General features: G+C 68.2%; 8 protein-coding genes. 1 reads left to right on the top strand and 7 read right to left on the bottom strand.

Annotated elements, in window-relative coordinates; all coding sequences use genetic code 11:
- Nucleotides 1-12: 12 nt before the first annotated feature.
- On the top strand, nt 13-1,794 hold the full coding sequence (locus tag L4X63_RS06205; protein ID WP_250677713.1) for an O-linked N-acetylglucosamine transferase, SPINDLY family protein: 1,782 nt from the start codon (nt 13-15) through the stop codon (nt 1,792-1,794).
- 360 nt (nt 1,795-2,154) lie between these two features.
- Here the strand turns inward: L4X63_RS06205 and flaF are convergent, their stop codons facing one another.
- From flaF to L4X63_RS06170, 7 genes are all read right to left on the bottom strand, one after another.
- Nucleotides 2,155-2,544 carry a flagellar biosynthesis regulator FlaF gene (flaF, locus tag L4X63_RS06200; protein ID WP_250677712.1) on the bottom strand — a complete coding sequence of 130 codons (390 nt, stop codon included), beginning with the start codon at nt 2,542-2,544 and terminating at the stop codon, nt 2,155-2,157.
- Entirely contained in the window at nt 2,534-2,923 is a 390-nt protein-coding gene (locus tag L4X63_RS06195; protein ID WP_250677711.1) for a flagellar biosynthesis repressor FlbT, read from the bottom strand. Before L4X63_RS06195 ends, flaF begins: the two co-directional genes overlap by 11 nt.
- 5 nt (nt 2,924-2,928) lie before the next feature.
- On the bottom strand, nt 2,929-3,666 hold the full coding sequence (locus tag L4X63_RS06190; RefSeq protein WP_250677710.1) for a hypothetical protein: 738 nt from the start codon (nt 3,664-3,666) through the stop codon (nt 2,929-2,931).
- Nucleotides 3,667-3,738: 72 nt separating this feature from the next.
- The gene (locus L4X63_RS06185; protein ID WP_250677709.1) at nt 3,739-4,557 is read right to left on the bottom strand and encodes a flagellin N-terminal helical domain-containing protein; all 819 of its coding nucleotides are present in this window, start codon (nt 4,555-4,557) and stop codon (nt 3,739-3,741) included.
- A 187-nt stretch (nt 4,558-4,744) separates the two neighbouring features.
- Nucleotides 4,745-7,759, bottom strand: a complete 3,015-nt coding sequence (locus L4X63_RS06180) for a tetratricopeptide repeat protein (protein WP_250677708.1) — start codon at nt 7,757-7,759, stop codon at nt 4,745-4,747.
- Complete coding sequence (locus tag L4X63_RS06175; RefSeq protein ID WP_250677707.1) at nt 7,747-12,201, bottom strand: tetratricopeptide repeat protein; 4,455 nt, start codon at nt 12,199-12,201, stop codon at nt 7,747-7,749. Before L4X63_RS06175 ends, L4X63_RS06180 begins: the two co-directional genes overlap by 13 nt.
- Nucleotides 12,194-13,243: a glycosyltransferase gene (locus tag L4X63_RS06170; protein WP_250677706.1), complete on the bottom strand. Its 1,050-nt coding sequence runs from the start codon at nt 13,241-13,243 to the stop codon at nt 12,194-12,196. Before L4X63_RS06170 ends, L4X63_RS06175 begins: the two co-directional genes overlap by 8 nt.
- Between the last annotated feature and the right edge of the window lie 99 nt (nt 13,244-13,342).

The raw sequence follows: 13,342 nt of genomic DNA, 5'->3' as shown, positions 1-13,342 counted from the left end.
CGGGAGGCGGCCGTGTCCGGGGAGATCGAAAACGCGAGCGTGGCGCTTTTGAAGTACGCCGGCCTGCTCCTCAAGAAGGGGATGCAGGAAGATGCCCTCCTCCAGCTGGAGGGGCTCCTGGCAAACGCCCCCGCCTGCGGCCGGGCCCACTACCTCCTTGCGGTGATCCGGGCCTCACTGGATGAGCCGGAACAGGCCATCCTCCACTTCCGGCAGGCGCTCGCCGTCACGCCGGAGGACACCCGGGCGTTGAACGGTCTCGGTGTCGCGCTTCAGCAGGCGGGGAGGGCCGGGGAGGCGCTTCCCTGTTTCGAGGAGGCGATCCGGCTGGAAGCTGGGTACCAGGATGCCCGCATCAACCTCGCTTCCCTTTTGAAGGATCACGGGATGCTGGGGGAGGCGGAGACGATTCTCGCCGATGGGGTGCGGATTACCCCCGGCTCGGTGCGGCTCAACTACAACCTCGCCAACGTGCTGCAATCCCAGGGGAGAAGCCTCGAGGCGGTGGAGCGCTACCGCGCCGCGCTGGCGGCCGATCCCGATCATCTCGACGCCCGCCAGAACCTCCTCTTCGCCCTCCACTACTCGTACCGCTTCGGCGACCGCGAGATCTGCCGGGAACATATCGAGGCCTCCACGACGGCTCCCTTCTCCCCCAAGCCGGAAGAGGAGGCGCCCCCCGTACGTCCCCCGGCCAGCCGGGGCCGGATCAGGATCGGCTATGTATCGGCCGACTTCCGCGATCACTCGGTGGCCCGCTTCATCGAGCCGGTCCTCGCCCACCATGACAAGAGCCGCTTCGAGATCTTCTGCTACGCCAACCAGCGGGGTGGCGACCGGGTCACCGAACGGCTGAAGGCGCTTGCCGACGGGTGGCGGGAGATCCGCACCCTCGACGACCGCCAGGCCGCCCGGATGATCGCCGGAGACGGTATCGACATCCTGATCGACCTGGCCGGGCACACCTCGGGAAACCGGCTCCCGCTCTTCGCCCGCAAGCCCGCCCCCATCCAGATCACCTGGATCGGCTATCCCGACACCACCGGGCTTTCCCAGATGGACTACCGGATCACCGACGCCACCGCCGATCCCCCCGGGCGGGAGATGTTCCACCGGGAGCGGCTGATCCGGCTCCCGCGGATCTTCTCCTGCTACCTCCCCGACCCGGAGGCCCCGGCGGTCGCCCCCCTCCCCTCTCTCACCAGTGGCAGGATCACCTTCGGCTCGTTCAACAATCTCGCCAAGGTCACCCCCGAGGTGCTGGCGCTCTGGTGCCGCCTCCTGCGGGAGGTCCCGGAGGCGCATCTGCTGGTGAAGGCCAAGCCGCTTGCTGATGGGCAGGTACGCCGGCGGCTGATGGAGTTCTTCGAGAGGGAGGGGATTGCTGCGGAACGGGTCGAGCTCCACGAGGGGCATCCCACCACGCTGACGCACCTGGCCCACTACGGCAAGGTCGACATCGGCCTGGACACCTTTCCCTACAACGGGACGACGACCACCTGCGAGGCGCTCTGGATGGGGGTTCCGGTGGTGACCATGGCGGGGAGCCGGCATGCCTCGCGCACCGGCGCGACCATGCTGGGGAACTGCGGACTGGGAAACCTGGTGGCGGTGAATCCGGAGGAGTACCTGGAGATCGCCCGCGGCCTGGCGGGGAACCGGGAGGCGCTGGCGAAGATGCGGAGCGGGATGCGGGAGCGGCTGCAGGCCTCGCCGCTTCTCGACGGCGCGGGCGTCACCCGCGAGCTGGAGGCTGCGTTGCTGGAGGTAGCCCCAGGTCCCCTCCCCACCTGAGGGGGAGGGACAGGGTGGGGGGGAGGCAGGCTTCGGCACTCCGTGGATACCTCCCCCACCCCCTCGCCCCTCCCTCCAGGGGAGGGGGGCCTGGAGGCGGCAGGGAGGCAGGCTTCGGCACGCGGCCTGAATGAGGGATAGCAGCCAGCGCAGGGTCCCCCCCTTTGCGACGTGTCCGCTGAAGCCTTGGCTAAGGCGGAAGGGGGGACAGGGGGGATTTAAGCCGTCGCCAAGCCGTGCCGGCGCTCTCGGTGGCACAGACGAAAAAGAGGAGGCAAGGGAGCGGGATGCAGGCGACCGGCGACGGTCGCCCCCCACTCACTTTCCTCCCCTTGTGGAACTTCTGAAACTACCGGCGGATCAGGCTTCGGCCTCGGGATTGGTCCTGAGCCCGGCGGCGATGTTGAAGTTGATGTCGATCACGATGGAAAGCTTGGCCGGGTCCGGATAGGCCATGACCTCGAAGAGCCTCTTGTCGAGGAACAGGCTCAGGTTGAGGATGTCCTCCCTGAGCTTCTTCGGCATCGGGTTGCTCGGCTCGGAGAGCTCGGCCTGGAAGAAGCTCCATACCCGCTGGTTGTACTTGATGGCGTCCAAAAGCCTGGTTTCACGGTCCGCGGCGTCCCAGTTTTCCTGGCAGGCCTTCAGCATCAGGCCGGCCTTGGTCAACACAGACGCCTCCAGCTCGCGCCCCGACATGCTCTCCTTCTGAATGCCCATGTACTCTTTGATCGCGCTGTTAGTTTGCATTTTTAAGTAGCTCCTCTTCGTACTCGATGAGATTCCTCGCAGCCTTCAGGGCCTGGTAATAGTTGCCGTCCTCTATCCGCGTACTGATCTGCTCAAGGTAGCTGGCGGTGCTGGGGGCAGCCTCGAGGATGTCCCGGGCCAGGTCCAGATAGGTGGTACGGTACTGCGGCACGTTGGCCTCATCGATATACATGAGCTGTATGGTGAAGTAGACCCGTTTGCAGGGGGTAGTGGCGTCCTTCTCCCCCAGGATGTCCTTCTCGCGGAGAATCGGCACGGTGTTCTCGATGAAGAGAATCGTCCCCTTGCCCCCGTTTCTGACCACCGCCCCACCGACAATCAGCCGCTCGTTGCCTTTCAAGGTGATTTTTAGCGACATATCAGCTAGCCCAATCCTTTCAGGAATTGGAGGTGGCCGTCGACCGTCACCCCCTGGGCAACTGAGGATGCAAATTGCCGGCCAACTTCCGCGCTGAGTTGCCAGGCGGAGGAATCGGCCAGCGGAGCCGCCGTAGCCCCGGCAGTGGCGCCGGAAGGCCCTGAAAACAACGATGTGGAGCCGGAATTGGTCACCAGCGAGGCGGTTCCCGCCGCCAGCGAGCTCTGGAAATCCCCCACCGCGGCCGACGCCGCGTCAAGTTTGGCGAGGTGGTCATTAATTTGACTATCGGTGGCACCCTGCGGAAGGGTCGCCGGAACCGCCGGCACCTTGTGGGCCTGGACCACGTCGGGGGGAGGGGGGAAGGTCAGCTCGTCGATCTCCTTGCGGAGGGAGGAATAGCTCATCAAAAGCTTCATCCGCTCCTTGTCCTCGGGGGCGAAGGGGGGGAAATTCTTGACGATGGTCTGCAGGGGAGCCTTCGCGGAGTCAAGCTTTTGGCGAAGAGAGGCCGCCGCACGATGGCTGCTCCGGATGGCGTCCGCGAGGCCATTCTGCTGGTCGTTTTTATCCTGCAGCTGCTGCAGGGCCGTCCCGAGCCGTCCCGTAATCTGCACCTGGTCGTTAGCGGTCGTGGAGGTAGTCGTGGTGTCGCGGGGGGAGTCCTGCGGGACGGGGAAGCTGTCGGCCTGCCCGGGTGGCTGCGGGGCCACCGTCTCGGCCTGTATCGTGGCGATGGACATGGTTTACCTCCTCTCAGAGGTAATGCGGGACGGGGAGTCCGCTCCCCGCCCCGGCATTTGGTGCCTATGGATCTAGAAGAGTCTCAGGACCGCCTGTGCCGCCTGCGACGACATCGAGAGCGAGGTGGTGCCCAGGCTCTGACGGGTCTGCAGCATCAGCATGTTGGCGCCTTCCTGGTTCATATCGGCCAGCGTCAGGTTGTCCGCACCGGTCTGCAGCGTGTTGATCATGCTGTCGGTGAAGTTCTGACGGGTGGTGATGATGTTCAGGTTGGCGGCCAGGGTCTGAGTGTTGGTCCTCAGGGTGGTGATCGCCGAGTCCATCTTCGCCGAGTCGGAGGTGATGTCCGAAGTGGTCTGCCAGTTGTTGCTGGCGCCGGTGAGGCTCAGGCCGGTGGCATTGGCCTGGAAGCCGATGACCTTGAGCGACGAGGAGGCAGTCTCGTTGAAGTTGACGGTCAGGGTGTTGACCGAGCTCAGGAGGTTCAAGCCCTGGTACCCGGAGTCGGAGGAGAGGTTGTCGATCTGGCTGCGGATGGTGTCGTACTGGGCGGCCAGCTTGGACTGCACGTTGGTGTCGGAGGTGGAGAGGGCGGAGGTGGCAATACCTTTGGCGGCCTGGATCAGGCCGGTGATCGCGGTGATGCCTGCGTTGGCGGCGCTGACGGTCTGGACGGCTTCGGAGAGCCCGTCTTTACGGTCGGCGAGGTCGCCGGCGCGCTGGTTCGCGTTCTGGGCCGCGAAGTAGTTGGTCGGGTTATCGAGAGCGCTGTTGACGTTCTTGCCCGAGGAGAGCCTCTGCTGGGTACGGTTCAAAAGCTGACTGGTCTGCTGGAGGTTAAGAAGGTTGGTCCTCATGCCTGCGGTGAGAGAGATGTCGCTGACTGCCATGGTCGTTCTCCTTTCTGGATGTTCCGGCCTTCTAGGCCGGTGGTTTCTGCGGTTTGTATCGACGCGGGCGCACGAAAAAACGCCCACGAGTGAACCCCTCTATTCTGGAGGGACTTTCAGCTCTTGGGCGCTTTATCGGCTTGAGGGGGCGGTAACTTTAATTATAAATGAGGCGGCAGAATTATAATTAATTCATCCGCCAGCCTCCCGCCCCAGCGCTGGCAACGCGGGCGGAAGTGGCGGCCGCAAGCCCGGTGCGCACGCGGGCGAGCACCCCCTTCCAGTCGCCGGGCTGCTCCTGGCGGAAGATCCGCATGGAAGGGTACCAGGGGGAGCGGTCCGAGGCGGGGAGCCAGCGCCAGTCGCAGGCGTAGGGGAGGAGGAGCCAGAGCGGCTTCCCCATCCCCCCGGCGAGGTGGGCGCAGGCGGTATCGACCGAGATGACGAGGTCGAAATGGGAGACCAGGGCGGCGGTCGCCCCGAAATCGGTCAGCTCTCCGGAGAGGTCGGCGGCGGGGAGGAGCTCCCGGTCCGGCCGCTCGCCGATCTGCAGTGAGAAGAACTCCACCCCCTCGACCCCCGCCAGCATGGCCAATTCCGGGTAGGGGCAGGCGCGGTTACGGGGAAGCGGCCCTCCCCGCCAGACGAGCCCCACCTTCAGGGAGGCCTTTCCGGCGGCGTTTCCGGCGACGAGGCCGGCCAGGGCGGCCACCCGGTCGGGATCGGCGCTGAGGTAAGGGGTAGCGGGGACGGTCGCCATGGTGGTGCGGAAGACGGCCGGAAGGCTCAGGAGCGGGATCGCCTGGTCGAAGGGGGGAAGCTCCTCGCCCCGCGCGTAGACCGCCGAGACCCCGGCGACCCTGGTCAAGAGCGGCTTCAGGGATGGGAACTGGCAGCGAAGGAGCACGTTGGCCCCCCGGGCGGCCACCAGCGGAACGTAGCGGACGAACTGGAGCGTGTCCCCGAGCCCCTGCTCGCAATCGATCAGGATGGTGCGGCCGGGACGCAGGGCGGCCTCCCACTCGCCGGGGGCCGGGGAGGGGCCGAGAGCAGAGGGGGAGGTGACCCGGCGCCACTCGTACTCGCGCCAGCCGTTTTTAAAGTCCCCCAGGCTCAACAGGGTCAGGGCGAGGTTCCAGTGCAGCTCGGGGTTATCCGGCTCCCTCTTCAGGGCCTCCCGGTAGACCGCCACCGCGGCCTCCGGCTGGCGGAGCTCCTGCCACGCGGTCCCCAGGTTGATGCGGGGCTCCATCGCCTCGGGCGCGAGCACGATGGCCCGCCGGTAGAGCTCCACCGCTTCTCCCGGCCGCTCCAGCACCTGGAGGCAGGCGCCGAGGTTCGTTAAGGCGGGAAGGTAGCCGGGGCGAAGGTCCAGCGCCCGGCGGAAAAACGGCTCGGCCTCCTCGTACCCGCCGCGGGAGACCAGGATGGTCCCCAGGTTGTTGCAGGCGTCGGCGAGCTCGGGGTTGAGCCTTAAGGCGGTACGGTAACTCTCCTCGGCCTCGCCGGGGCGCTTGGCGTCCTGGAGGGCCAGGCCGAGGTTGTTGTGGACTTCGGCCGCCCCGGGGAGAAGGTCCAGCAGGCTCCGGTAGGCGGTTATCGCCTGGTCGAGGCTGCCCGCCTCCCGCAGGGCGTTGGCTTCCCGGAAGAGCCGGTTGAGGCCATCCGGCTCCGGCACGAGATCCCTCACAAGGGAGGCGATCACCGGCTCCCAGTCGCCGAGAGTGGGCTGCCGGTAGAGCCGCATCCCCGGGTACCAGGGGGAGTCGTTGCGTCCGTCGAGCCAGCGCCAGTCGCCGGAGAACGGGAGGAGGAGGCAGACCTGTTTCCCCAGGGCGCCCGCCAGATGCGCCACCGCGGTGTCGACGGTCACCACCAGGTCGAGGTTGGCGACGGCGGCGGCGGTCTCGGCGAAATCGGTCAGCTCCGGCGCGAGGTCGGCGGCCCGGCCGCCCCAGGGGACGGTGGCGAGATCCTGCGAGGCGCTTCCCACCTGGAGGCTGTAGAGCCGGACTCCGGCGAGGGCGGCCAGGGGGGACAGCGCGGCGAGGGGAAGCGAACGGTAGCGGTCGTTGAGATAGGTGGCACTCCCGGCCCAGACGAGGCCGACGGCGGCGCCCTCCTTGCCGATCCGCTCTCCCCAGGCCCTCTTCCGCTCCGGGTCCGCCGCGAGGTAGGGGATGGCGGCGGGGAGGTTCTCGAGGGTGATGCCGAGCAGGTCGGGAAGGCTCATCAGGTAGGCGAAGCAGTCGAACGGCGGAGGATTCCCCCCCGCCGGGAAGCAGGCGATGGCCGGGTTTTGGGAGGCGATGAGGGAAAGGAGCTGGGGGGGGCACTCGAGCACCACCCGCTCCCCGCGCCCGGCCAGCAGCTGGACGAAGCGGAAGAACTGCAACAGGTCGCCGAGCCCCTGTTCGCCCCGGATGAGGAGGGTGCGCCCTTCAAGGGGGCTTCCGTCCCAGAGCGGACGTCCCGCCGCCGTCAATCCGTAGCCGGCGGCGGGTTTTTTCAGGCGCCACTCGTACTCGCGCCAGCCGTTCCGGTAGTCGCCGAGGGTGAGGAGGGCGAGGGAGAGGTTCCAATGGGCGTCGGCGTTGGAGGGGTCCAGCGCCAGGGCGCGCCGTTCCGCCTCGATGGCCTCCTGGAAGCGGTTGAGCTTGAGGAGCGAGCCCCCCAGGTTGATCCAGCCGGAGAGGTGCCCCGGAAGGAGGGAGAGCAGGGTGCGGTAGCTTTCCACCGCCTCCTCCCATCTCCCGAGGAAGCGGAGGAGGTTCCCGAGGTTGTAGAGGGCGTCGGTGCAGGCGGGGTCGATGGCCAGGGCTTGGCGGAAGCTCGCCGCCGCCTCGTCGAAGTCGCCGAGGCTTCTCAGGGAGTTGCCGAGGTTGGCGTAGGCGTCGCCGTAACCGGGTCGCAGGTCGATAGCCCGGCGGCAGCTCTTGGCCGCCTCGGCGTGGCGGCCGAGGTCCTCGAGGATGACGCCGAGGTTGTTCTGGAGCTCGGGGACCGAGGGGTGCAGCTCCGCCGCCCGCGACAGGAAGCCGAGGGCGGCTTCCGGCCGTCCGAGCTGGCGGGCCAGGGTGGCGGCCAGCGTCAAAAGATCGACACGGTCGGGGTTGGCGTCCAGCAGCTGCGAGCAGAGCTCGGCGGCGCGGGCAGGGTCGTTGGCGTTCAGGGCGCGTTGCAGCTCGGCTAGCAGGTCCATGGCGACCTCGCTGCCGGACCAGTCGGACCAGTCGGACCAGCCGGACGTGCCAGCCGCCGGAGCTCGGCGGCCACCCGTGCCAGCACCTCGTCCCAGTCCCCCTGGCGCCGCTGCCGGAAGAGCCGCGCGGTCGGGTACCACGGGGAGTCCTCCCGCTCCATCAGCCAGCGCCAGTCGTTGCCGGTCGGCAAGAGCACCCAGACCGGCTTCGCCAGCGCTCCGGCGAGATGGGCCACGGCGGTGTCCACCGCGATCACCAGGTCGAGATTCGCCATGATGGCGGCGGTGTCCGCGAAGTCCCGGATGGAGCAGCCGAGGTCGACCACCTCGAGCCCCGCCGGCGGCGAGGCGGCCTGATCCGCCCCTTCCCCCACCTGCAGCGAGTAAAAACGGGCTCCCGCCACCTTGGCGAGGGGCGCGAACCGCTCCAGCGCCAGCGACCGCTTGGCGTCATCCTTGTAGCTCTTCCGCCCCGCCCATACCAGCCCGACCCGCAAGCCATCCGCCGGAAGGTGCTCCCGCCACTTCTCCACCAGCCGCGGGTCGGCGGCAACGTACGGGACATCGGCGGGCACGGTGGCGAGCGTGGTCCCGCAGAGATAGGGCAGGCTCATCACCGGGGCATGGACGTCGAAGCGGGGGAGCTCCTCCCCGCGCGCCACCACGCACGAAACGCCGGGAACGGTCGCCACCACCGCCTTGATGGCGGCGGACTGGCACTCGACCACCACCTCCCCGCCGCGGCGGGCCACCTCGGCGGCGTAGCGGACGAACTGGATGGTATCGCCGAACCCCTGCTCGCAGTGGAGGAGGATCGTCTTGCCGTGCAGCGGGCTTCCGTCCCAACGGGGCTGCGGATAGTCGCGCCGCGGGATGGGATCGACCTTCTCGAAGCGCCACTCGTACCCCCGCCACCCCTCCCGGTACTCCCCCATCAAAAGCTGCACGAGGGCGAGGTTCCAGTGGGCGTCCGCATAGCCGGGATCGAGCTCGAGCACCCTCCGGTAACACTCCATCGAGCGTTCCGGCTGATCCAGCGCCTTCCAGGCGGAGCCGAGGTTATTGAGGGCGTGCAGGTAATGGGGATCGAGCGCCAGCGCGGTCTGGTAGCACTCCACCGCCTCCTCCAGCCGGTAGCGGACCTGGAGGGCGATCCCCAGCGCGTTCCAGGAAGGGAGATAGCGGGGATCCCGCGAGAGGACCTGACGGAAACAGGCCTCGGCGGCGTCGAGCTCCCCCCGGCCATGGTAAAGCTCACCGAGGTTGTGGCGCGCCTCCAGGTAATCGGGCCTGATCGACAGGGCGGCCTCATAGGCTTCCTTCGCCTCGTCCCCCTTCCCCTGGTCCTGCAGGGCAAGGGCCAGGTTGTGCCACCCCTGGGGAAGCCCCGGTTCGAGCGCCAGGGCCCGCCGGTAACTCTCCTCCGCGTCGGCCGCCCGTCCCAGCGACCTGAGGCTATTCCCCCGGTTGTAGTGGGCCGCCATGAAGGAGGGGACCAGGGCCACCGCCCGGCCGTAGCAGCCGATCGCCTCCCCGTGGGCCCCTCCCCCGGCCAGCGCACAACCGAGATTGTTGAGGAGTTCGACGTCGCCGGGATGATCTTCCAAGGCGAGCCGCAGCTCGGGGACCGCCTCGGCGAAGCGCCCCTCCTGACTGAGGACGAGCCCCCGCTCCCGGTGATCGGCGGAAGAAGGGGGAGACGGCTGCGTCACCAGCCCGGCCAGCGCCTGCTTCACCCGCGCCAGCACGCCATCCCAATCGCCGGGGCGCTGCTGGCGGAAGAGCCGCATGGTGGGGTACCAGGGGGAGTCCTCGCGCTCCGCCATCCACCGCCAGTCGGGGATGAAGGGGACGAGCACCCAGACCGGAAGCCCGAGCCCTCCGCAGAGATGGGCCACCGAGGTGTCGACGGCGATCACCAGGTCGAGCCGGGAGGCGAGCGCCGCGGTATCCGTGAAGCCACCGATGGAGGGGGCAAGGGGTACCAGCGCAAGCGGCGATTCCGCCTCCCGCCGGACCGCCTCCTCGCTCACCTGCAGCGAATAGAAGGTCACCCCGCGAAGCCCCTCCAGGAGGGCGAGCTTTTCCAGCGGGAGCGAGCGGTTGGCGTCGTTGGCGTGCTGCGGATTGCCGCACCAGACCATCCCGATCCGAAGGCTCCCGACGCACGGTATCGCCGCGGCAGCCCGCTCCAGGGAGCCGGGATCGGCGGAAAGGTAGGGGACGCCGGCCGGGACCGTGGAGAGTCCGGTTCCGAAGAGGGCGGGAAGGTCCAGCAGGGAGGCCTGCAGGTCGAAGCCGGGAGGTTCCTCGCCCGCCACCACGACGGCGCCGACCCCTTCCACCCGGGCGATGAGCGAGCCGAGTGAGGCGGACTGCACCTCCACCATCACCCTTCCCCCGCGGCGGGCGACCAGGGGGGCATAACGGACGAACTGAAGGGTATCTCCCAGCCCCTGCTCACCCCACAGGAGGATGGTACGGCCCTCGAGCGGCGAGCCGTCCCAGCGGGGATGCGACTGCCAGCGGCGGACGGGGGGATGCTCGCTCTTTCTAAAGCGCCACTCGAACTCCCGGAACCCGGTCGCCAAGTCGCCGGTCAAAAGGGCGGTGACCGCCAGGTTCCAGTGGCCGTCCGCGTGGCCGGGGGCAAGCCTCACCACCTCGGCGAAACCGCTCCTCGCCTCGTGGAAGCGCCCGCTCTCCTTGAGCGCGGTGGCGAGGTTGTAGCGGGCCTTGATCAGGGAGGGATCGAGCTCGACGGCGCGCCGGTAGGCCTCCACCGCTCCTTCCAGATCCCCCAGCATCTGCCGCATGATCCCGAGCGCCTCGTGGACGACCGGGAGGTCCCCTCCGCAGTTGACCGCCTCCTCGAGGCTGACTGCCGCCTCGGCCACCCTCCCCATGAGCTGCAGTGAGGCCGACAGGGAGTAGTGGGGCTCCCACCTCCCCGGCAGGAACTGGGAGGCCTTGGTGAAGCGGACGGTGGCCTCGGGATGGCGCCCGCGGGCGGCCAGGTAGACGCCGCAGCGGTACTGCCGCCACCCGTCGAAGGGAGCCGCGGCCACCGCGCCCTCCATGAGCCGCCCCCCCTCTTCCTCGAGCCTTCCGGCCAGCCGCTCCACCACCGGCGTCCAGTCCCCCTGCCGCTGCTGACGGAAGATCGTCATGGTGGGGTACCAGGGGGAATCCTCCCGGGCCAAGAGCCAGCGGTAGTCCCCCCCTTTGGGAAGCATCAGCCAGACCGGTTTTCCCAGCGCCCCCGCCAGATGGGCCACCGCGGTGTCCACCGAGACGACCAGGTCAAGGTGGGCGATGAGGGCGGCGGTATCTCCGAAGTCGGCGATGAGCGGGGTCAGGTCGGTGATTTCCGGCCCGGCGGTTGCCGGAGATCCTCCCAGCTGCAGCGAGTAGAGGTTCACGCCGGGAATATCCCCCAAGGGAGCGAGCTCTTCGAGCGTGCAGGAGCGGAAGGGATCCGGCTGCGGCTTCCCGGCCCAGACGAGCCCCACCCTGAGACCGTCGTGGATCTCCAGGCGTTCCCGCCACTGGGCCACCCTGGCGGGATCGGCGGCAAGGTACGGCACCCGGGCCGGGACCGTGTCGAGGGTGGTGCCGAAGAGCTGCGGCAGGGAGAGGAGCGGGGTCTGCAGGTCGAAGGGGGGAAGCGGCTCACCCATCACGCAGACCTCGGCCACCCCCGGCATGGTTTCGAGCAGGGGGCGCAGGGTCTCGGCCTGGACCTCGGCGATCACCGTCCCCCCCAGGGCCGCGACCAGCGGGAGGTACCTCACGAACTGGATGGTGTCCCCGAACCCCTGCTCCGCGTGGACCAGGATACGGCGGCCGCCAAGCGGCGAGCCGTCCCAGGCCGGTTCCCGGAAAAGGCGCCTTGGCGAGGTGAAGGAATCCTTTTCCCAGCGCCACCGGTACTCGCGCCAACCCTCCTCGAAGCGGCCGCTGATGAGCAGGGCAAGCGCCAGGTTCCAATGGGCTTCGGCGCTGCCGGGGTCGCGGAGGAGCGCCTCGCGGAAGCAAGCGATGGCCCCTTCGGCGTCGCCGTCGCGCTGCAGGGAGGCCCCGAGCCCCAGCCGCGCCTCCTGGCAATCGGGAGCCTGGGCGAGCGCCCGGGAAAAACAGGCGGCGGCCTCCGGGAAGCGCCCGAGCCTGAACAGGGAGTTTCCCATGTTGTTGAGGGCGAGCGGCTCATCGCCCCGCTCGGCGAGCACCTCGCGGTAGTGGAGTAGCGCCTCCTCGTGCCTTCCCTCCCCGGCCAGGATGGCTCCCAGGTTGATGCGGGCGTTGGCGGAGAGCGGCCCGGGCTGTCCGGCCAGCAGCCGGTAGATCTCGGCCGCCTCGGCGAACCTCCCCTCGCGGTGGAGGGTGAGGGCGCGGGCAAACAGGTCGCCGGGGTTGCCGGCTGTCCCGGGAAGGTTAGACACCGCGCTTTCCTGCGAACTCGGCGCGGGCGGCCAGCTTGGTGGCGAGGAAATGGAACTGGCGGGCGGCCGAGGCCCAGCTCAAGGAAGTCATCGCCTCGGCGGCCTTAGCCCCCGTGGCGGCCAGCTGGTCGCGGTGCCGGTAGACCTCCTCCAGCTGTTCGATCACCTCTTCGAGCGACGGCTCCTCCCAGACGGCGGTCACCGGGCCGCTGCCGACCACCATCGGGCGGTAGCGGGTGAGGGGATAGGCGATGTCGGGGGTGATGACGTCGGCATGGCCGCTCGTGGCGGAGGCGATCACGCTCCGGCCGCAGGCCATGTACTCGCACATCACCATGTTGTTTCCCCCCTCGCAGCGGTTGGGGAAGAGCCCGAGGTGGGTCTGGGCGAAGATGGCGCGCATGGCGGCGTTGTCCACCAGGGGGTGGGCATAGATGCGGGTGGGGTCGAGACCGTTCATCAGGATGGTCCGCTCGGGGAGGGTCAGGAAGTCCTCCTCGTCGTGGCGGTAGGAGATGAAGGGGGAGGAGCCCATGGTGGCGAGCGAGAAGGGCCACTGGTTGGTCCAGCTGCAGGAGAGCCAGGCGTCGCGGTGGCGTTCCATGAAGACCTTCATGGCGGCGATGACGATGTCCTGCCCTTTGCGGAGCTCGAACTTTCCTCCCGAGAAGACGACGAAGCGGTCGTCGGGGGGGAGCGGAAGCGGGAAGAAGTTGGCGGGATCGACCCCCTGCAGGATGGTGCAGGTCTCCTTGACGCCGCCGATCCGCAGGTGGTACTCGCACCACTTGGAACCGGCCACGATGAAGTCCCAGCGGCGGGCCGCCTCGCGGGTGAAGTTGAGGATTTCGATGTTGTCCTCGAAGAAGCAGTAGCCGATGTTGATGGCGTTCCACTCTTCGGGGCGGTGCGGGGCGAGGGCGCGGGTCATGCAGTGGAGGGTGACTCCTTCCACGGGGGGAAGTTTGGCGATCTCGGCCTCGAGATAGCGGCCGGCGATCCCCCAGCCGTGCGTGGAGCCGCTGGGCATGGATACCTTCATGGTGGTTCCTTTGCATTGGAGTTGGGAGTGGACACCAAAGGTGAGCAACTACCGTACCAGCGCGGAAGGGGGGCTAAGGTGGCGTTTTTGGAGGGGGTT

It is taken from the genome of Geomonas sp. Red32 (genome assembly GCF_023652955.1).
In the GTDB taxonomy this organism is placed as follows: Bacteria; Desulfobacterota; Desulfuromonadia; order Geobacterales; family Geobacteraceae; genus Geomonas.
The sequence above is the reverse complement of the archived record's forward strand: the minus strand, read 5'-3'. Positions and strand labels throughout refer to the sequence as shown.

What these genes read in the sequence shown, in the direction of transcription:
- flaF (WP_250677712.1), bottom strand. Translation starts at nt 2,544, where the DNA reads ATGCAAACTAACAGCGCGATCAAAGAGTACATGGGCATTCAGAAGGAG.
- L4X63_RS06185 (WP_250677709.1), bottom strand. Translation starts at nt 4,557, where the DNA reads ATGGCAGTCAGCGACATCTCTCTCACCGCAGGCATGAGGACCAACCTT.
- L4X63_RS06170 (WP_250677706.1), bottom strand. Translation starts at nt 13,243, where the DNA reads ATGAAGGTATCCATGCCCAGCGGCTCCACGCACGGCTGGGGGATCGCC.
- L4X63_RS06180 (WP_250677708.1), bottom strand. Translation starts at nt 7,759, where the DNA reads ATGGACCTGCTAGCCGAGCTGCAACGCGCCCTGAACGCCAACGACCCT.
- L4X63_RS06195 (WP_250677711.1), bottom strand. Translation starts at nt 2,923, where the DNA reads ATGTCGCTAAAAATCACCTTGAAAGGCAACGAGCGGCTGATTGTCGGT.
- L4X63_RS06190 (WP_250677710.1), bottom strand. Translation starts at nt 3,666, where the DNA reads ATGTCCATCGCCACGATACAGGCCGAGACGGTGGCCCCGCAGCCACCC.